At 60.7% G+C, this 20312-nt stretch carries 17 protein-coding genes; 7 read left to right on the forward strand and 10 right to left on the reverse strand.

Annotation, left to right across the window (positions count from 1 at the left end; genetic code table 11):
• Nucleotides 1–20 precede the first annotated feature (20 nt).
• Nucleotides 21–1523: a lysine--tRNA ligase gene (gene lysS, locus ACP6KB_RS21665; protein WP_442109306.1), complete on the reverse strand. Its 1503-nt coding sequence runs from the start codon at nucleotides 1521–1523 to the stop codon at nucleotides 21–23.
• A 93-nt stretch (nucleotides 1524–1616) separates the two neighbouring features.
• Nucleotides 1617–2712, reverse strand: a protein-coding gene (gene prfB / locus ACP6KB_RS21670) for a peptide chain release factor 2 (protein ID WP_442109307.1) whose coding sequence is annotated in 2 segments (ribosomal slippage) — nucleotides 1617–2639 and nucleotides 2641–2712 — 1095 coding nt in all. Because the reading frame shifts where the segments join, the coding sequence is not laid out codon by codon here.
• A gap of 246 nt (nucleotides 2713–2958) precedes the next feature.
• Between prfB and ACP6KB_RS21675 the strand changes: the two genes are divergently transcribed.
• Nucleotides 2959–3363: a hypothetical protein gene (locus ACP6KB_RS21675; protein ID WP_442109308.1), complete on the forward strand. Its 405-nt coding sequence runs from the start codon at nucleotides 2959–2961 to the stop codon at nucleotides 3361–3363.
• A gap of 89 nt (nucleotides 3364–3452) precedes the next feature.
• Here ACP6KB_RS21675 and ACP6KB_RS21680 read toward each other — a convergent pair whose 3' ends face one another.
• From ACP6KB_RS21680 to ACP6KB_RS21715, 8 genes are all read right to left on the reverse strand, one after another.
• Complete coding sequence (locus ACP6KB_RS21680) at nucleotides 3453–4457, reverse strand: diguanylate cyclase (RefSeq protein ID WP_442109309.1); 1005 nt, start codon at nucleotides 4455–4457, stop codon at nucleotides 3453–3455.
• A 51-nt stretch (nucleotides 4458–4508) separates the two neighbouring features.
• Nucleotides 4509–5522, reverse strand: coding sequence for a chemotaxis response regulator protein-glutamate methylesterase (locus ACP6KB_RS21685; RefSeq protein ID WP_442109310.1), 1014 nt, complete (start codon nucleotides 5520–5522; stop codon nucleotides 4509–4511).
• The gene (locus tag ACP6KB_RS21690; protein ID WP_442109311.1) at nucleotides 5519–7810 is read right to left on the reverse strand and encodes a hybrid sensor histidine kinase/response regulator; all 2292 of its coding nucleotides are present in this window, start codon (nucleotides 7808–7810) and stop codon (nucleotides 5519–5521) included. The genes ACP6KB_RS21685 and ACP6KB_RS21690 overlap by 4 nt, the downstream gene beginning before the upstream one ends.
• Entirely contained in the window at nucleotides 7807–8469 is a 663-nt protein-coding gene (locus ACP6KB_RS21695) for a chemotaxis protein CheW (RefSeq protein WP_442109312.1), read from the reverse strand. Before ACP6KB_RS21695 ends, ACP6KB_RS21690 begins: the two co-directional genes overlap by 4 nt.
• Nucleotides 8466–9728, reverse strand: a complete 1263-nt coding sequence (locus tag ACP6KB_RS21700) for a CheR family methyltransferase (RefSeq protein WP_442109313.1) — start codon at nucleotides 9726–9728, stop codon at nucleotides 8466–8468. Before ACP6KB_RS21700 ends, ACP6KB_RS21695 begins: the two co-directional genes overlap by 4 nt.
• Nucleotides 9725–10258, reverse strand: coding sequence for a chemotaxis protein CheW (locus tag ACP6KB_RS21705; protein WP_442109314.1), 534 nt, complete (start codon nucleotides 10256–10258; stop codon nucleotides 9725–9727). Before ACP6KB_RS21705 ends, ACP6KB_RS21700 begins: the two co-directional genes overlap by 4 nt.
• 7 nt (nucleotides 10259–10265) lie before the next feature.
• On the reverse strand, nucleotides 10266–11828 hold the full coding sequence (locus tag ACP6KB_RS21710; protein WP_442114359.1) for a methyl-accepting chemotaxis protein: 1563 nt from the start codon (nucleotides 11826–11828) through the stop codon (nucleotides 10266–10268).
• Between the two features lie 189 nt (nucleotides 11829–12017).
• The gene (locus ACP6KB_RS21715) at nucleotides 12018–12749 is read right to left on the reverse strand and encodes a tellurite resistance TerB family protein (RefSeq protein ID WP_442109315.1); all 732 of its coding nucleotides are present in this window, start codon (nucleotides 12747–12749) and stop codon (nucleotides 12018–12020) included.
• 217 nt (nucleotides 12750–12966) lie between these two features.
• Between ACP6KB_RS21715 and ydcS the strand changes: the two genes are divergently transcribed.
• The 6 genes from ydcS (at nucleotide 12967) to ACP6KB_RS21745 (ending at nucleotide 20282) form a co-directional block, all read left to right on the forward strand.
• Nucleotides 12967–14118, forward strand: a complete 1152-nt coding sequence (gene ydcS / locus ACP6KB_RS21720) for a putative ABC transporter substrate-binding protein YdcS (RefSeq protein ID WP_442109316.1) — start codon at nucleotides 12967–12969, stop codon at nucleotides 14116–14118.
• A gap of 93 nt (nucleotides 14119–14211) precedes the next feature.
• Complete coding sequence (locus tag ACP6KB_RS21725) at nucleotides 14212–15252, forward strand: ABC transporter ATP-binding protein (RefSeq protein ID WP_442109317.1); 1041 nt, start codon at nucleotides 14212–14214, stop codon at nucleotides 15250–15252.
• The gene (locus ACP6KB_RS21730; RefSeq protein ID WP_442109318.1) at nucleotides 15253–16167 is read left to right on the forward strand and encodes an ABC transporter permease; all 915 of its coding nucleotides are present in this window, start codon (nucleotides 15253–15255) and stop codon (nucleotides 16165–16167) included.
• Nucleotides 16157–16963 (forward strand): ABC transporter permease, encoded by an 807-nt coding sequence (locus ACP6KB_RS21735; RefSeq protein WP_442109319.1) that lies wholly within the window; start codon nucleotides 16157–16159, stop codon nucleotides 16961–16963. The genes ACP6KB_RS21730 and ACP6KB_RS21735 overlap by 11 nt, the downstream gene beginning before the upstream one ends.
• An 18-nt stretch (nucleotides 16964–16981) precedes the next feature.
• Nucleotides 16982–18406, forward strand: coding sequence for a gamma-aminobutyraldehyde dehydrogenase (locus tag ACP6KB_RS21740; RefSeq protein ID WP_442109320.1), 1425 nt, complete (start codon nucleotides 16982–16984; stop codon nucleotides 18404–18406).
• Nucleotides 18407–18419: 13 nt separating this feature from the next.
• Nucleotides 18420–20282: an NAD(P)-binding protein gene (locus tag ACP6KB_RS21745; protein WP_442109321.1), complete on the forward strand. Its 1863-nt coding sequence runs from the start codon at nucleotides 18420–18422 to the stop codon at nucleotides 20280–20282.
• Nucleotides 20283–20312: the final 30 nt, after the last annotated feature.

A 20312-nucleotide genomic window follows, 5' to 3' on the forward strand; every position in this document is an offset into this window, starting at 1 on the left:
AGGCGGCTTGTTCAATAGGCTCAGGCCTGTGGGCGCATGTGCGGGAACAGGATCACATCGCGAATCGATGGCGAGTTGGTCAGCAGCATCACCAAACGGTCGATACCGATACCTTCACCAGCGGTTGGCGGCATGCCGTATTCCAGGGCACGTACGAAGTCGGCGTCGTAGTGCATGGCTTCGTCGTCGCCAGCGTCCTTGTCGGCCACCTGGGCCATGAAACGCTCGGCCTGGTCTTCGGCATCGTTGAGCTCGGAGTAGGCGTTGGCGATCTCACGGCCACCGATGAACAGCTCGAAACGGTCGGTGACGTTCGGGTTTTCGTCGTTACGACGAGCCAGCGGCGACACTTCGAACGGGTATTGGGTAATGAAGTGCGGCTGCTCCAGCTTGTGCTCGACCAGCTCTTCGAAAATCATCACCTGCAGCTTGCCCAGGCCTTCGAAGCCCAGCACCTTGGCACCGGCTTTCTTGGCGATTTCACGCGCCTTGTCGATGTCTTGCAGGTCGGCAGCGGTGATCTCAGGGTTGTACTTGAGGATCGAGTCGAACACCGACAGGCGCACGAATGGCTCGCCAAAGTGGAACACCTTGTCACCGTACGGCACGTCAGTGCTGCCCAGTACCAGCTGAGCCAGTTCACGGAACAGCTCTTCGGTCAGGTCCATGTTGTCTTCGTAGTCAGCGTAGGCCTGGTAGAACTCGAGCATGGTGAACTCGGGGTTGTGCCGGGTCGAAACGCCTTCGTTACGGAAGTTGCGGTTGATTTCGAAGACTTTCTCGAAACCACCGACCACCAGACGCTTGAGGTACAGCTCCGGCGCGATACGCAGGAACATGGCCATGTCCAGGGCGTTGTGGTGGGTTTCGAACGGCTTGGCCGCGGCACCACCCGGGATGGTCTGCAGCATCGGCGTTTCGACTTCGAGGAAGTCACGCTTGATCAGGAAATTGCGAATGTGGTTGATGACCTGCGAGCGCACGCGGAAGGTGTCGCGCACTTCTTCGTTGACCATCAGGTCGACGTAACGCTGGCGGTAGCGCTGCTCGGTGTCGGTCAGGCCGTGGTGCTTGTCGGGCAGCGGGCGCAGCGACTTGGTCAGCAGGCGCACGTTGGTCATTTCGACGTACAGGTCGCCCTTGCCGGAGCGCGCCAGGGTACCTTCGGCGGCGATGATGTCGCCCAGGTCCCAGGTTTTCACCGCAGCCAGGGTTTCTTCCGGCAGGGTTTTGCGGTTGACGTAGACCTGGATGCGACCGGTCATGTCCTGGATCACCATGAACGAGCCACGGTTGAGCATGATACGGCCGGCAACTTTGACCGGAATCGCTGCAGCTTCCAGCTCTTCCTTGGTCTTGTCGACATACTGTTTCTGCAGGTCGTTGCAGTAGCTGTCACGGCGGAAGTCGTTGGGGAAGGCATTGCCCTTGGCGCGCTCGGCAGCAAGCTTTTCCTTGCGCAGCGCGATCAGGGTGTTTTCTTCCTGTTGCAGGTCTTGCGGGTCGGTCTTGAGGTCGCTCATGTCGTCATTCTTTCCATCAGGTGTTCGTTGCCCCTCGCGGATGAGGGATCGCGGGGCAAGCCCGCTCCCACGGGCCCACCACGGCGTAAATGCTTACAGCCCCTGCTTGAGGCTTGCTTCCAGGTATTGGTCGAGGTCACCGTCCAGCACCTTCTGGCAGTCGCTGCGCTCGACGCCGGTACGCAGATCCTTGATGCGCGAGTCATCAAGCACGTAGGAGCGGATCTGGTGGCCCCAGCCAATGTCCGACTTGCTGTCTTCCAGGGCCTGCGATGCAGCGTTGCGCTTCTGCATTTCCAGCTCGTACAACTTGGCCCGCAACATTTTCATCGCGGTGTCTTTGTTGGCGTGCTGGGAACGTTCGTTCTGGCAAGCCACCACGGTGTTGGTCGGCACGTGAGTGATACGCACGGCCGAGTCGGTGGTGTTTACGTGCTGACCACCGGCACCCGAGGAGCGGTAGGTGTCGATACGCAGGTCAGACGGGTTGATTTCGATATCGACCTTGTCGTCGATCTCGGGCGAGACGAACACCGCCGAGAACGAGGTATGGCGACGGGCGCCGGAGTCGAACGGGCTCTTGCGCACCAGGCGGTGAACGCCAATTTCGGTACGCAGCCAGCCGAACGCGTACTCGCCCTTGATGTGCACGGTGGCACCCTTGATGCCGGCGACGTCACCTTCGGAAAGCTCAATGATGGTCGCGTCGAAACCGCGCTTGTCGGCCCAGCGCAGGTACATGCGCAGCAGGATGTTGGCCCAGTCCTGCGCTTCGGTGCCGCCGGAACCGGCCTGGATGTCCAGGTAGGCGTTGTTCATGTCCATTTCGCCGCTGAACATGCGACGGAACTCAAGCTGGGCCAGGTGTTCTTCAAGGCTCTGCAGCTCGGTCACGACGTCGCTTACGGCGCCTTCGTCATTCTCCTCGACGGCCATGTCGAGCAGGTCTTTGCAGTCGGCCAGGCCACCGGACATCTTGTCCAGGGTCTCCACGACCTGCACCAACAGGGCGCGCTCACGGCCCAGGCTCTGAGCGTACTCGGGCTTGTTCCAGACGGCAGGGTCTTCCAGTTCGCGGTTGACTTCGATCAGGCGGTCAGCTTTTTGATCGTAGTCAAAGATACCCCCGAATAGACTGGGAACGCTCGGTGAGGTCCTTGATGGTATTCAGGATCGGTTGGATTTCCATGGGCGGGCAACTCTCGTGCGGAATCGGTAGAAAAGCCGGGGATTATAACCGAGTCTGCGGTTCGGCGGCAGTCCGTCGGGCGGCTTCGATCAACCTGCTGCCAGCGGTAAAACCCTGTCCTGCTGCGCTGTCGGTAGGGGCACCTGATATTTCTGTCAGTAGCGCTTGCCGCCGAACGAGGATGCAATGGGCAGGCTGTGCGAGCGCAATCGCACTATCGCTCAAGCCTCCAGGAGTGGGATCGACATGAGTACACAAACGCCCTTCAGTCGTAAGAAAATGCTGGAAGTCATTACGCTGGAACTTCCAAAACCAGTCAAACCGCCCTATTTCCCCGACGCCGAAGACGGAACGCTTCACTGGAACCGGCTTCCACTGAATACGCCGGTCATATTCGACTATCCCGGCCACTCCGGGTTGGAGGGGCTGCAAGCGCTGGAAATCACATTGATCTTCAACAACAACGACTGGTACAAAAAAGCCTTTCCCGGGGCGCAAGAACAAGCGCCATTTACCGCCGACGACACCATCAATAAGAACCGCCTCAGCGGCGAGGAAGTCATTGTCGAATGTCTTATAAAGTGGGTATTTAGCGACAGAATCGAAGAGCTGAGAGGCATTCGAGAAAGGTATGCCATTTCTCGGGACTAAGCGCCCTGTAGGAGCGGGCTTGCCCCGCGATTGCGATGTGTCAGTCACATCACATCGCGGGGCAAGCCCGCTCCTACGGGTGTGTGGGGTTAGGCTACCCCTACCTGATTGCGCCCATTGTTCTTGGCCAGATACAAGCCCTTGTCCGCCGCCGAGATCAGTTGTCGGCAATGGCTGCCAATGGTCGGGGTCTGGGTGGCCAGGCCGATACTGACGGTCAGGTGCGAGTTGGGCTCAGGCATATCGTGGGCAATGTTCATCGCCGCCACGCTCTGACGCAGCTTCTCCGCTACCAGGCGCGCACCACCCGGCGACGTGTTCGGCAAGATCAGCACAAACTCTTCGCCACCGTAACGGGCCGGCAGGTCGCTTGGGCGTGAACAGGAGTTGCGGATCGCCTCGGCCACTTTGCGCAAGGCTTCATCGCCCGCCAGGTGACCGAAGGTATCGTTGAACGCCTTGAAGTAATCGACATCGATCATCAACAACGACAGTTGCGTCTGTTCACGCATCGCCCGACGCCATTCCAGCTCCAGGTACTCATCGAAATGCCGGCGGTTCGACAGACCGGTCAGGCCGTCTGAATTCATCAGGCGCTGCAGTACCAGGTTGGTGTCGAGCAACTGCTGCTGGCTGACACGCAAGGCGCGGTAGGCCTCGTCGCGTTGCAGCAGAGTCAGGTAGGAACGCGAGTGGTAGCGAATGCGCGCTACCAATTCGATGTTGTCGGGCAGCTTGACCAGGTAGTCGTTGGCTCCGGCCGCAAAGGCCGCGCTTTTAACCAACGGATCTTCCTTGGTCGACAGGACAATGATCGGGATGTCCTGGGTTGCCGGGTTGTTGCGGTACTCACGCACCAACGTCAAGCCGTCAAGCCCGGGCATGATCAGGTCTTGCAGGATCACGGTCGGCTTGATGCGGATCGCCTGGGCCACCGCCTGGTGCGGGTCGGCGCAAAAGTGGAAGTCGATGTTGTCTTCATGAGCCAGGCCGCGTCGCACCGCCTCACCGATCATGGCTTGATCGTCGACCAACAGGACCATTGCCGAATTTTCATTCGTGGCCGGGAATCCGTCGAGCGGTAATTCATTCATACGCTGTCACCTGGTCACTGCCGGATACCCGACGTGGCACAATACATATCGTCATTTTGGAAAAATTTCCATCAATCGTGCAGCAATCCGTTCTAAAGGACGAATTTCCATGGCCGCGTCGATTGCCGCCGCAGCCTTGGGCATGCCGTACACGGCGCTGCTTTGTTGGTCCTGAGCAATGGTCAGGAAGCTCTGTTGGCGCATCAGTTTCAGGCCTTGAGCGCCATCTCGCCCCATGCCTGTCAGCAGTACGCCCACTGCGTCGCCGCGCCAGTAGCGGGCCACGCTTTCAAAAAATACGTCGATCGAAGGCCGGTAGATCTCGTTGACCGGCTCGGCGGTGTACGCCAGGTTGCCGCTCTTGAGCAGGCGAATGTGATGGTTGGTGCCCGCCAGCAATACCTGCCCGGCCTGCGGTGGCTCGCCCTCGCAGGCCAGGCGCACCCTCAGCCCTGAAGCACTGCTGAGCCATTCGGCCATGCCGGCGGCAAACACTTGATCAACGTGCTGAACCAGGACAATGGCGGCAGGAAACTCTCGCGGCAAGCCTTTGAGCAAGACTTCCAATGCCGCCGGCCCTCCGGCCGATGAGCCAATCGCCACCAGGCACTGGCGCTGCGCCACCTCACGCAGCGGTGCCGCGATCGGCCGCGGTGCGTTGCTGCGCTGCTGACCGATCAACCAACCGATATTGAGGATCTTGCGTAACAGCGGCGCCGACGCTTCCTTGGGGTCACCGGCGCCCAGGCTCGGGGTATCGACCACGTCCAGCGCGCCATAGCCCATGGCTTCGAACACGCGGTGCACGTTCTGTTGCCGGTCGACGGTCACGATCACAATTGCGCAGGGCGTCTCGGCCATGATCCTGCGCGTGGCTTCGACCCCGTCCATCACCGGCATGATCAGATCCATGAGGATCAGATCGGGTGTCTGTTCCGCACAGCGCTTCACGGCCTCGGCGCCATTGCTGGCGACCCAAATCACCTGATGCGCGGGCTCAAACGCCAACGCCCGGCGCAGGGCCTCCACGGCCATGGGCATGTCGTTGACGATAGCGATTTTCATCCTTGCGCTCCCCCGATCAACTCGACCACCGCATCCAGCAAGGCGTCATCATGAAAACTGGCCTTGGCCAAATAGTAGTCGGCTCCAGCCTCCAGTCCACGACGACGATCTTCTTCCCGATCCTTGTAGGAAACCACCATCACCGGCAAGGTCTGCAAACGACTGTCCCGCCGCAACAAGCTGACCAGTTCGATACCATCCATGCGCGGCATATCGATGTCGGTGATCAGCAGGTCGAAATCCTCGCTGCGCAAGGCGTTCCAACCGTCCATGCCATCGACTGCAACCGCGACTTCATACCCGCGATTACTGAGCAACTTGCGCTGCAGCTCGCGCACGGTGAGCGAATCATCAACCACCAGAATACGTTTTCGCGCCGCCTCACGGACATTGCGCTGGCCACGCTCGATGCGTTCCAGGCGCCCGGTACTGAGCAATTTATCGACCGAGCGCAGCAAGTCTTCAACGTCGATGATCAACACCACGCTACCGTCATCGAGCAAGGCCCCGGAAGAGATGTCCTGCACCTTGCCCAACCGTGGATCGAGCGGCATCACCACCAGCACACGCTCGCCGATCAGGCGCTCGACCGCGATACCGTAGAGCATGTCACGCTCACGGATGACCACCACTTTGATCGTCTGGCCTTCGGCTTCACGCGCGGGGCGATTGAGCAACTGGCTCGCCGCGACCAGGCCGATGTGCCGCCCGTCATGCCAGAAGTGCTGCCGCCCCTCGATCTGCACGATAGCGTCAGTCGACAGCTCCAGGGTGCGCTCAATGTGCGCCAGCGGAAAAGCATAGGCCTCATCGGCCACTTCAACCACCAGGCTGCGCACCACCGACAGCGTCAGCGGTACCTCCAGCTGGAAGCTACTGCCCTGCCCGCGGGTCTGGGTCAGCACGATAGAGCCGCGTAGCTGACGCACCATATGCTGCACAGCATCCAGGCCAACGCCACGCCCGGACACTTCGGTAACCTGGTCGCGCAAACTGAAGCCCGGCAGGAACAGGAACGTCAGCAACTCGGCTTCGCTCATCTGCGCCACGGTTTCGGCGGGCGACAGTTGACGCTCGATAATGCTCTGACGCACCCGCTGCAGATCAATACCGGCGCCATCGTCGCTCAGTTCCAGGACCAAAAGGCCGGCCTGATGGGAGGCGCGCAAGCGGATCTGCCCTTCCAGTGGTTTGCCGGCCAGCAAGCGGCGTTCCGGCAGTTCGATGCCGTGGTCAACCGCATTGCGTAGCAGATGGGTCAATGGCGCTTCGAGTTTTTCCAGAATGTCGCGATCAACCTGGGTTTTCTCGCCTTCGATTTGCAGGCGCACTTGCTTGCCCAATGAGCGTCCCAGGTCGCGAACCATACGGCTTTGCCCGGTCAGCACATCGGCAAACGGGCGCATCCGGCAGGCCAGCGCGGTGTCATACAGTAATTGCGAGCGCTGGTTCGCTTGCCAGCCGAACTCATCGAGGCCTGTCACTTGCTGCAGGAGAACCTGTTGGGTCTGCTGCAACAACTGTTGAACCTGGGCCAGCGCCTCGTGAACTTCCGGACTCTGGTCGCTGTGTTGCAACTGGCCTCTAAGCCCGTCAAGCGCCTGAATGCTTTGATTGTGCATACGCTTGAGGCGCTGCATGGTCGCCAGGTAGGGCTTGAAGCGCTGAGTCGCAACCAAGGCCTTGCTCGACAGGTCAAGCAAGCTGTTAAGGCGCTCGGCGGTGACCCGCAAGACGCGCTCGCCACCCTCTTTGTTGCGCGCCCCTTTACGCGGGGCGAGCACCTCCGGCTCAAGCTCAGCCACAGCGGGCTCAAGCACCGGCTCTGCCATCACCGGCAGCGGCTCGCTGACCGGCAATGGCGCGGGCGCCTGGGCTACGCTTGGCGCCGGTGTGGCGGCAGGGTCAAGCAGCGCGGCCATTTGCACGAGGAACGCCTGCACCGCCGGTTCCAGCGAAGCATCTCCCGGTGTGGCGATACGCATCAGCAGGTCGGTGCCTTGCAGCAGCGCGTCGATATGCTCCGGGCGCAGCAGGATCCGGCCTTCCTGAGCGCTTACCAGGCAGTCTTCCATCACATGGGCAACACTTACCCCGGCATCGACACCGACAATCCGCGCCGCCCCTTTCAGGGAGTGGGCTGCACGCATGCAGGCTTCCAGCTGATCGGCCTGGGTCGGGTTGCGCTCCAGTGCCAGCAGACCGGCGCTGAGCACCTGGGTCTGTGCCTCAGCCTCCAGGCCGAACAGCTCGAGCAACGACGCATCCCGCATTTGCTCTGGGGTCATGAAAGGCTCCGGTTCACAGCCGTCAGCAGCTGTTCTTCATCCAGTACGCGTACACTGCGTCCACGCCATTGCAGCACGGCTGCGGTAAAGTCCGTCTCGCCCTGCTCATGCACCAGGCGTTCAGGGTCCAGGCCGTGGATACCGTCAACTTCATCGACGCGTACCACCACCGAACCACCGGGGGCGCCAAGGATCAACATGCGCGGCATCACCCGATTCGAGGTGCTGCCAGTGGCGCTCGACGCCATCCCCAGCAGGTCAGGCAGCGACAAGCACGGCACCAGTGCTCCGCGAACATTGGCAACCCCCTGCAGCACCTGCGAACGCTGGTGCGGCAATGAGTGCACCGGCTGTAGCGGTGCAACTTCTACCAGGCAGCGCGTGGCCAGCGCCAGCCACTCTTCACCCAGGCGAAACAGCAACATCGAACGGCCGGCCCGCGCTTGCTCTACCTGCACCTGCTCGTGTGCATCTTGAGCCAACGCGTAGCGATCCAGCAGGCGCGTGGCGGCATGCGCATAGGTATCGCAGTTGCGGCAGTGAATATGGTCAATCAACAACGGGCAGCTTTTATCGCCGCGGATGCCGATGCGGTTCCAGCAGTCATCAATAGCGCTGGCGTCACTGGCGACAACATGTACCTGATCGTCTGCAATCATTGTTCAGCCTCTCGATCAGCTTGGCGTGCAGCACGCTCCTGCAAACGACGGGCCCCTGCGCTATCGCCCTGGGATTCAAGCAATGCTGCCAGGTGTGCCAATGCCTCGGCATGCTGCGGGTCAAGGTACAGGGCCTTGCGGTAATGGCTGAGCGCCTCACCGGCGTCACCGGCTATATCGCTGAGCAGGCCTTGCCAGTAGAACACCTGAGCATGCGGTGGGTATTGCTTCAGGTAGCGCGCACACGCGGCCTGGGCTTCGGTGCTGTTGCCGGTATTGGCCAAGTGGGCGATCTGCGCCAGCAGCTCGGCACTGCTGTCAGTCGTATTTTTTTGAGCAGCCACAGGCGCTGGCGTCGCCTTGAACGGGCGCACAGGTGCCGGCAACGGCCGTGGTGCAAGGGGAACCGCTGGCGGTATTGGTGCCATGGTCAGCGGTTTGCTGACAAACGAAGGCTCTGCTTCGCTCTGGCGTACATAAGCAAACGACTGGGCAATCCCCAGCGGACGCATGCCCATGCGCGCCAACAGGCTGCCTTCGGCGGGCCCGATAAACAGTACGCCCTGCTCGTGGATCAGGCTCTTGAGCACCTCGAACACCCGTTGTTGAGTCGGTACATCGAAATAGATCAACAGATTGCGGCAGAACACAAAGTCATAACTGCCAGCCCGCGCCTTCAGCGCAGGATCGAGCACGTTACCGACCTGCAGCTTGACCTGCTGGCGTACCCGTTCATGCACCACATGAACATCATCGCTGAGGTCAAAATGCCGCTGGCGAAACTCCAGCTGCGCGCCGCGAAAGGAGTTGCGCCCGTAGCGCCCTTGCTCGGCGCGACTGATCGACAGTGGGCTGATATCAATCCCTTCAACACGGAACGAATGCCCGGTGATGCCCGCGTCCAGCAAGGTCATGGCAATCGAGTAAGGCTCTTCACCGGTCGAACACGGCAAGCTGAGAATGCGCAGCGGTCGAGTACCGGCCAGCTCGGCCAGGCGCTTGCTGGCCAACCCCGCGAGCGCGGTAAACGACTCTGGATAGCGGAAAAACCAGGTCTCGGGAACGATCACCGCTTCAATCAGCGCCTGCTGCTCCTCGGCCGACTGCTGCAAGCGCAGCCAATAGTCGTCCAGATCAAAAGCATCCACAGCGGTGCAACGTTGGCGCAACGCGCGCTCAACCATTGGCGCGCCGATCGAGGCAACATCCAGGCCGATGCGCTCCTGCAAGAAACGAAAAAAACGTTGTTGACTGCTCATGGCTGTTCCATACGCTCAACCTGTTCGTCAGGCACGGGATACAGCAGCGCTCGCACCGCTTCGCTGAGCAGGTCCTGGACACTGATGCGCTGCACCAGGCCATGGGCGTCTTCACGCACCGGCCCCAGGTAAGGGGCCTGCTGGTTGTCCAGGCCGTAGGGCTGAAATTCGTCGGGCTGGCAACGCAATGTGTCGGTGGCCTGCTCGAGAATCAACCCCAGCAGCAGTTCCGGCCGCTGCGGGTCAACCCGATAATGCACCAGCACCAATCGGGTACTGGTGCGTATAGGGGCGGGCAATCCAAAACTCAAGGCGCCGATATCAATCACCGGTACCAATGCGCCGCGATGGGCCAATACCCCGGCAACCCAGTCCGGGGTGTGGGCGATGGGCTTTAACGGCAAACGCGGCAACACCTCGGCGACCTCATGGGCGTCAAGGGCGAAGCGCTGCTCAGCGATTCTGAACAACAGGTGCAAGACCCCGTGGGAACTTGCGCCGTTGCGGTGACGGGACTGAAGATCGGTCATCGGCGGATCAGACTTTGAACCGCGATACACCGCCACGCAGGCCGCTTGCCACCTGACTCAACTCATCGATGGCAAAGCTGGCCTGGCGCAGCGACTCCACGGTCTGGCTGCTGGCATCACCCAACTGCGCCAGCGCATGATTGATCTGCTCGGCACCAGTGGCCTGGGCCTGCATCCCCTCGTTGACCATCAACACCCGCGGCGCCAAGGCCTGGACCTGATGGATGATCTGGCTCAGTTGCTCGCCGACCTGCTGCACCTCGAACATGCCGCGGCGCACTTCTTCGGAGAATTTGTCCATGCCCATGACCCCGGCAGACACTGCCGACTGGATTTCACGGACCATCTGCTCGATGTCATAGGTTGCGACTGCGGTCTGGTCGGCCAGACGCCGTACCTCGGTGGCCACCACGGCAAAGCCGCGGCCATACTCACCGGCTTTCTCTGCCTCGATGGCGGCATTGAGCGACAGCAGGTTGGTCTGATCGGCCACTTTGACGATGGTCACCACCACCTGATTGATGTTGCCGGCCTTCTCGTTGAGGATCGCCAGCTTGTTGTTGACCAGATCGGCGGCGCCCATCACCTGATGCATGGTCTCTTCCATGCGTGCCAGGCCTTGTTGGCCGGAACCGGCAAGAATCGAAGCCTGATCCGCAGCGGAGGTCACCTCGGTCATGGTCCGCACCAGGTCACGCGAGGTGGCCGCAATTTCCCGCGAGGTGGCACCGATTTCGGTAGTGGTGGCGGCGGTTTCAGTAGCGGTCGCCTGCTGCTGCTTGGAGGTAGCCGCGATCTCGGTAACAGACGTGGTGACTTGCACCGACGAACGCTGCGCCTGCGACACCAGGCTGGTGAGCTCGCCCATCATCTCGTTGAAGCCGGTTTCCACTGCGCCGAATTCGTCTTTGCGCTCCAGGTTCATGCGCACACTGAGGTCGCCACTGCTGAGTTTGTCCAGGGCATGCACAATGCGTTGCATGGGCGCGGTAATTGCGCGCATCAGCAGCAAGCCGCAAATGGCGGCGGCAATGATTGCCAGCACCAGCGAAATGATCATGCTGAATTTAGCCGTGACCACGGCCTCAGAGATCGAATCCGCCGCGTCTGTGGCCGATTGGCGGTTGCGTTCGATCACGCTGTTCAAGTGATTACGTCCGGCAGTCCAGGCCGGCGTCAGCACCTCGTTGATCAGGCGATCGGCTTCGCTGTACTGCTTGCGACGGTAGGCATCGAGGACCGTTTCGATGGACTTGATGTAGCCCTCTTCGAAACGTACGAACTCGTCGAAACTGGCTTGATCCGCCGGATCCTTGATAGTCCCTTGATAGCTGGCCATGTGCTGTTTCAAGCGCGCTTCGTAGCTCTTGTACAGGTCCATGTCAGCGGTGGTGAGCTCACGGTCATCACTCAAGCCCACCAGCTGCTGGGTCAACACGTAACTGTCGACCCAGGCACTGCGTATCATCGAGCTGTAGTAGACCCCGGGAATGCTATCGGAGCGAACTTCTTCCTCGCCGGCTTCGATCGTCACCAGCCTTGAGTAGGCAGCCACCACCATCAACAGCATGATGGCGATAATCACGGCGAAGCTCGCCAGAATCCGTTGGCGCAAGGTCCAGTTTTTCACAGTCAGCCCTCAAGTGTTCTACGCGCGCAGAAAAATGCGCAGAGTATAGCCTAGGCACTGTGGGCATTTGCGGCTGACTTGCAGGCTGGAATGGGCCAAAAGGCCAGCACTCTGGCCAGTGGCCCGCAATCATTGGCCGATAGCGTGTTTCACCTGATTTTCCAGTTCAACTTTCAACGTCGGATCGAGTTTGAGCTGGCGTGCCAGTTCCTCCAGGTAGGCGCGTTCCATGAAATGCTCTTCGTCCACCATCATGACGCTGGCAATGTACATTTCAGCGGCCATTTCCGGTGTTCTGGCGGCGCGCGCGACGTCGGCCGGGTCCAGCGGCTTGTTGAGTTCGGCGTGCAGCCAGTGCTGCAGTTCCTGGTCGTTGTTGGAAAGCTTGACGAACTCGCCTTCGATCAACGCCCGCTCGCGCTCATCGACATGGCCATCGGACTTGGCTGCCGCCACTAGGGCCTTGAGGATCGCCTGGCTATGCTGCTCGACCTGGGCAGGTGGCAAGCGATCGAGGGTCTGCGGCTCGCCTTGCACGGCAGCGCCCTGCTTGGCCTGCCAGTTGCCGTAGGCTTTGTAGGCCAGCACGCCAAGCGCTGCCAGACCACCATAGGTCAAGGCTTTGCCGCCGTATTTGCGCGCTTTTTTGCTGCCCATCAGCAGGCCCATCGCACCGGCTGCCAACGCGCCGCCGCCAGCGCCAGACAACAAACTGCCCAGGCCACCGCCACCTTTGCCACCCAGCAGGTCGCCTAGCCCACCACTTGCAGATGGTTTGCCGGCAGACGTTTTTCCAGACTGGTTCTGCAGCAGTTCCTGACCGGATTTGAGCAGTTGATCAAGCAAGCCACGGGTGTTCATCGGGCACCTCCTAGGACACGAAAATAATTCCCAAGAGTACTGCCGCAAGCTGAAGCTAAGCTGAATGCATTTGCTTCCAGATGTTGCTCGATGTGTACGAAAAACGACATGGCTGAGTAAGCCATTGCTACATACCCGAAGATCAGCACTACGCTTAAAGCGATGTGCCAGCGCTTTCATGACTGCCCCGATGATAATTTGAACAAGAGGGAACACCATGCTCGTGAACAACACCGCTTTGCTCAGCACCCTGAGTATCGCCTTGCTGGCCAGCGCCAGCCTGCAGGCCGCTGAGCCGCTCAAAGCTGTAGGGGACGGCGAAGGCCAGCTGGATATCGTCGCCTGGCCCGGCTACATCGAGCGCGGGGAAAGCGACAAAGCTTACGACTGGGTCAGCGGCTTCGAAAAAGAAACCGGCTGCAAAGTCAGCGTCAAGACTGCCGCCACCTCCGATGAAATGGTCAGTTTGATGACCAAAGGTGGTTACGACCTGGTCACCGCCTCGGGCGATGCATCACTGCGTCTGATTGCCGGTAAACGCATTCAACCGATCAATACCGCACTGATCCCCAACTGGAAAAACCTCGACCCGCGCCTCAAAGACGGCGCCTGGTACGTGGTTAACGGCCAGGCCTACGGCACGCCTTATCAATGGGGCCCTAACGTCTTGCTGTACAACACCAACGTGTTCAAAACACCACCCACCAGTTGGAGCGTGGTGTTCGAAGCGCAAGACCTGCCAGATGGCAAACCGAACAAAGGCCGGGTTCAGGCCTACGACGGGCCGATCTACATCGCCGATGCCGCGCTGTACCTGAAATCGGCCAAGCCTGAGCTGGGCATTCAGAACCCCTACGAGCTCAACGAAACCCAGTACAAAGCGGTGCTTGAGCTGCTGCGCCAACAGCAGCCACTGATCCATCGCTACTGGCATGACGCGACCGTGCAGATGAGCGATGTGAAGAACGAAGGGGTGGTCGCTTCCAGCTCCTGGGGTTACATGGTCAACACCCTGAAGGCCGACAACCAGCCAGTGTCGTCGGTGATTCCGAAAGAAGGCGCCACGGGCTGGGCCGACACCACCATGCTGCATGCCGAGGCCAAGCACCCCAACTGTGCGTATAAGTGGATGGACTGGTCGCTGCAGCCCAAGGTACAGGGTGACGTAGCGGCCTGGTTTGGATCTCTGCCTGCGGTACCGGCTGCATGCAGCGGTAGCGAGTTGCTGGGAGCCGAAGGTTGCAAGACCAATGGTTTCGACAACTTCGACAAGATTGCCTTCTGGAAAACTCCGCAGGCTGAAGGTGGCAAGTTCGTGCCGTATAGCCGCTGGACCCAGGACTACATTGCGATCATGGGCGGGCGTTAAGGCCCTGTTCGCGGGGCAAGCCCGTTCCCACTGGCCTGTGTGGGAGCGGGCTTGCCCCGCGATGCATTCACCCACCACCGGGAGTATCGCAGCATGACCCTTGCCGTCCAGTTCACCGACGTGTCTCGCAGTTTCGGTGAGGTAAAGGCCGTTGACCGGGTGTCGATCGACATCCGCGACGGCGAGTTTTTCTCCATGCTCGGCCCTTCCGGCTCGGGCAAAACCACCTGCCTGCGTCTGATTGCCGGCTTCGAACAGCCCAGCGCCGGTTCCATCCGCATTCACGGCGCCGAAGCCGCCGGGCTACCGCCGTATCAGCGCGACGTCAACACCGTGTTCCAGGATTACGCCCTGTTTCCACACATGAACGTGCGCGATAACGTCGCCTACGGCCTGAAGGTTAAGGGCGTCGGCAAACAGGAACGCCTGGCCCGCGCCGAAGAGGCCCTGGCCATGGTCGCCCTGGAAGGCTACGGGCAACGCAAGCCGGTGCAACTGTCGGGCGGCCAGCGCCAACGCGTGGCCCTGGCCCGCGCGCTGGTCAATCGCCCACGGGTGTTGCTGCTCGACGAACCACTGGGCGCACTCGACCTGAAACTGCGCGAACAAATGCAAAGCGAACTGAAGAAGCTGCAGCGCCAGCTGGGCATCACCTTCATCTTCGTGACCCATGACCAGACTGAAGCGCTGTCGATGTCTGACCGCGTCGCGGTGTTCAACCGCGGGCGTATAGAACAGGTCGATACACCGCGCAACCTGTACATGAAGCCGGCAACGACCTTTGTTGCCGAATTCGTCGGTACCTCCAACGTGCTACGAGGCGAGCTGGCGGCCCAGTTGAATGGCAGCCAACAGCCCTTCTCGATCCGCCCGGAGCATATCCTGCTGGGCGAACACGCCACGGCAACCGATGACGTGCAGATCAGCGGCCTGTTGCACGATATCCAGTACCAGGGCAGCGCCACCCGTTACGAACTGAAGCTGGACAACGGCCAACTGCTCAGCGTCAGTCAGGCCAACAATCAATGGCAGACCCAGGCTGTGCCCTGGCAACCCGGACAGCGCCTGCAGGCGCGCTGGGCACGCGAAGCCATGACGCCGCTACAGGAAACCGTCGTGGCCGAGGGTCCGTAAATGAACCTGGCCCTGCGACGCTTCTCCAACCTGCTGTACCGGCGCCCCAACCTGTACCTGGCGTTGCTGTTGATACCGCCCTTGATCTGGTTCGGAGCGATTTACCTGGGCTCATTGTTGAGCCTGCTGTGGCAGGGTTTCTACACGTTCGACGACTTCACCATGGCGGTCACGCCGACCCTGACCCTGACCAATTTCGCCGCACTGTTCAACCCGGCCAACTTCGACATCATTCTGCGCACCCTGACGATGGCCATTGCCGTGTCGATCGCCAGCGCCACCCTGGCCTTTCCGATCGCCTACTACATGGCGCGCTACACCAGCGGCAATATCAAGGCCTTCTTCTACATCGCGGTGATGATGCCGATGTGGGCCAGCTACATCGTCAAAGCCTACGCCTGGACGCTGTTGCTGGCCAAAGGCGGCGTGGCCCAGTGGTTCGTCCAGCAGTTCAACCTGGAGCCGCTGCTGCAGTTCATTCTGGGCATCCCGGGCGTGGGCGGCAGTACCTTGTCGACTTCGCACCTGGGGCGTTTTCTGGTGTTTGTCTACATCTGGCTGCCGTTCATGATCCTGCCGATCCAGGCCTCGCTGGAGCGTTTGCCGCCGTCGTTGCTGCAGGCTTCGGCAGACCTCGGTGCCACGCCGCGGCAAACCTTCATGCAAGTGATTCTGCCGCTGTCGGTACCCGGCATTGCGGCCGGTTCGATCTTCACCTTCTCGCTGACCCTGGGCGACTTCATCGTGCCGCAACTGGTTGGCCCACCCGGCTACTTCATCGGCAGCATGGTCTATGCCCAGCAGGGTGCGATCGGCAACATGCCGATGGCGGCTGCCTTCACCCTGGTGCCAATCGTGCTAATCGCCATTTACCTGTCCATCGTCAAACGCCTGGGGGCTTTCGATGCACTCTGAACGCGCATCCTGGGGCCTGCGCCTGGCCGCCTGGGGCGGGCTGGTGTTTCTGCACTTCCCGATCCTGATCATCTTTCTGTATGCCTTCAACACCCAGGATGCGGCGTTCAGCTTTCCGCCCCAGGGTTTTACCCTGAAGTGGTTCAGCGTGGCCTTTTCCCGGCCTGACGTCCTTGAAGCCATCAAGTTGTCGCTGCAGGTCGCCTGCCTTGCGACCTTGATCGCTTTGGTGCTGGGCACCCTGGCGTCAGCGGCGCTGTACCGGCGCAGTTTTTTTGGCAAGGAAAGCATTTCGCTGATGCTGATCCTGCCGATTGCCCTGCCGGGGATCATTACCGGTATCGCCCTGCTTTCAGCGTTCAAAACCCTGGGTATCGAACCTGGGATTTTCACCATCGTCGTTGGCCACGCGACCTTCTGCGTGGTGATCGTCTACAACAACGTCATCGCCCGCCTGCGCCGTACGTCCCATAGCCTGATCGAGGCATCGATGGACCTCGGCGCCGATGGCTGGCAAACCTTCCGCTACATCATTCTGCCCAACCTGGGCTCGGCGCTACTGGCTGGCGGCATGCTGGCCTTCGCCCTGTCGTTCGATGAAATCATCGTCACCACCTTCACCGCCGGGCACGAGCGCACCTTGCCGATCTGGTTGCTCAACCAGCTCAGCCGGCCGCGCGATGTGCCGGTGACCAATGTGGTCGCCATGCTGGTGATGCTGGTGACCATGCTGCCGATTCTCGGCGCTTATTACCTGACCCGCGGCGGCGAAAGCGTTGCCGGCAGCGGCAAATAACATTAGGAGGACCTGAACATGCAAACCCGACTGCTGATTAATGGCCAACTGATTGCCGGTGAAGGCAACGCGCTGGCAGTGCTGAACCCGGCACTGGGCAGTGTCCTGGTGGAAATCAACGAGGCCAGCGAATCCCAGGTCGATGCTGCCGTACGCGCCGCCGACCACGCCTTCACCAGCTGGTCGCAGACCACCCCCAAAGACCGTTCGCTGTTGTTGCTGAAACTGGCGGACAGTATCGAGGCGCATGGCGAGGAGCTGGCCCGCCTGGAGTCCGACAACTGCGGCAAACCCTATGCCGCAGCACTGAACGACGAAATCCCGGCGATTGCCGATGTGTTCCGCTTCTTTGCCGGCGCCAGCCGTTGCCTGGCGGGCTCCGCCGCTGGCGAATACCTGCCCGGGCACACCTCGATGATTCGCCGCGACCCGCTGGGTGTGGTCGCCTCGATTGCCCCGTGGAACTACCCGTTGATGATGGTCGCCTGGAAGATCGCTCCGGCCCTGGCTGCCGGTAACACCGTGGTGCTCAAACCGTCGGAACAGACACCGCTGACCGCCTTGCGCCTGGCGCAACTGGCCGCCGACATCTTTCCTGCCGGGGTGCTGAATATTCTGTTTGGCCGTGGCCCGAGCGTCGGCACGCCGCTGGTCACCCACCCAAAAGTGCGCATGGTGTCGCTGACCGGCTCGATCCCCACCGGCGCCAACATTATTGCCAGCACTGCCGACAGCGTAAAACGCATGCACATGGAACTTGGTGGCAAGGCGCCGGTAATTATCTTCGACGATGCCGATATCGATGCAGCAGTCGAAGGCATTCGTACCTTCGGCTTCTATAACGCCGGGCAAGACTGCACCGCCGCCTGCCGTATCTACGCCCAGAGCGGTATCTATGAGCAGTTCGTGGAAAAGCTCGGCAAGGCTGTGGCCAGCCTCAAGCATGGGCTGCAGAACGATCCGCAAACCGAGCTCGGACCGCTGATCACCGCGCAACACCGCGATCGCGTAGCCGCCATGGTCGAACGTGCCATCGCTCAGCCGCACATACGCCTGATCACCGGTGGCAAGGCCGTGCCCGGTGATGGCTTCTTTTTTGAACCGACGGTGCTCGCCGACGCCCAGCAAGACGACGAGATTGTCCGCCGTGAGGTGTTCGGCCCGGTGGTCTCGGTGACTCGTTTTGACGATGAAGACCAGGCGCTGACCTGGGCCAATGACTCGGACTACGGCCTGGCCTCGTCTCTGTGGACCGGCGATGTCGGACGCGCTCACCGCCTTTCAGCACGCCTGCAGTACGGCTGTACCTGGGTCAACACGCACTTTATGCTCGTCAGCGAAATGCCCCACGGCGGTCAGAAACTGTCTGGCTACGGCAAGGATATGTCCCTGTACGGGCTGGAGGACTACACCTGCGTTCGGCATGTGATGTTCAAACACTAAGGTAAGGAAACCCATGGAAATTACCCGGCGCGACTTCATCAATGGAGTCGCTATCGGCATCGCAGCCGGCCTGACGCCGCTGCAACTGCTGCAAGCGGCCGAAGGCGGCCGCTACTACCCGCCAGCGCTGACCGGCCTGCGCGGCAGCCACGTCGGCGCCTTCGAAGTGGCCCACCAGATGGGCTGGGAGAAGACTACCTTCGATACCGACGCACTGCCGATCAGCGAAACCTACGATCTGGTGGTCGTCGGTGGTGGCATCAGCGGGCTGGCAGCCGCCTTCTTCTATCGGGAAAAACACCCGTCAGCGAAAATCCTCATCGTTGAAAACCACGACGACTTTGGCGGGCATGCCAAGCGCAACGAGTTCAGCGCCGGTGGGCGGATGATTCTTGGCTACGGTGGCAGCGAAGCCTTCCAGTCACCCAATCATCTGTACAGCGCCGAGGTCAACGCGCTGCTGAAAAAGCTCGGAGTCGACATCAAGCGCTTTGAAACCGCCTTCGACCGCAGCTTCTATCCAGACCTGGGTTTGTCACGCGGGGTATTTTTCGACAAAGAACACTTTGGTGAAGACAAGCTGGTTAGCGGCGACCCGACGCCGATGGTGGCTGACGACATCGCGCCCGAGCAGCTTAACGCGCGCTCGGTGCGCGATTTCATCAATGACTTCCCGCTGTCGCCAAGCGACCGGCAAGCGCTGATCGACCTGCACGAAGCGCCCCGCGACTACCTGGCCGGCAAATCGCAGGCAGACAAGACGACCTACCTGGAACGCACCAGTTACCAGGATTTTCTGCTCAAGGACGTCGGTCTGTCAGCGACGGCGGTGAAGTACTTTCAGGGCCGTACCAATGACTTCATGGCCCTGAGTATTGATACGGTAGCGGCGGCAGACGCCTACTACGTTGGCTTCCCCGGCTTTGCCGCCATGAACCTGGAGCCGATCGGCGAGGAAGCCCAGGCGGAAATGGAAGAACCGTACATCTATCACTTCCCCGACGGTAACGCCTCGCTGGCACGCTTGCTGGTACGCAGCCTGATTCCGTCGGTGGCTGCGGGCAACGATATGGAAGACATCGTGCTGGCCAAATTCGACTACAGCCAGCTTGACCGCGCAGGACAGCCGGTACGCTTGCGCCTGAACAGTACCGTGGTCAGCGTGCGCAATCACGAGGGTGGAGTGAATGTCGGCTACAGCCGAGACGGGCAACTGGCCCAGGTGCGCGGCAAACACTGCGTGCTGGCCTGTTACAACATGATGATCCCGTACCTGTTGCGCGACCTGCCCGCCGAGCAGGCCCACGCCCTGAGCCAGAACGTGAAGTTGCCGCTGGTCTACACCAAGGTCATCGTGCGCAATTGGCAGGCCTTTCAAAAGCTCGGCGTGCATGAAATCTACGCCGCCACCCAACCGTACAGCCGGATCAAACTGGACTACCCGGTCAGCATGGGTGGCTATGAACACCCGCGCGATCCGGCGCAGCCCATCGGCTTGCACATGGTCTATGTGCCAACCAGCCCCGACAGCGGCATGAACAGCCGCGACCAGGCGCGTGCCGGCCGTGGGCGCCTGTATGGCACCCCATTCGAAGAACTGGAAACGCAGTTGCGCGAACAACTGCAACGCATGCTCGGCCCGGGCGGTTTCGACCACAACCAGGACATTCTGGCGATCACCGTCAATCGCTGGCCGCACGGCTATGCCTGCTTCACCAATACCCTGTACGACGATCCTGAACAGACCGAGCAATGGATGGAACTGGCGCGCAAACCGTTGGGCAACGTCAGCATTGCCAACTCGGATGCGGCCTGGAGCGCCTATGCCCATGCCGCAATTGACGAAGCCTGGCGAGCAGTCGGAGAACTCACGTAGGAGCGGCGGTGCGGCGATCCGACTTGCCCC

Origin of the sequence: Pseudomonas sp. NUPR-001 (assembly GCF_052147955.1) — a bacterium.
Taxonomy (GTDB): domain Bacteria; phylum Pseudomonadota; class Gammaproteobacteria; order Pseudomonadales; family Pseudomonadaceae; genus Aquipseudomonas.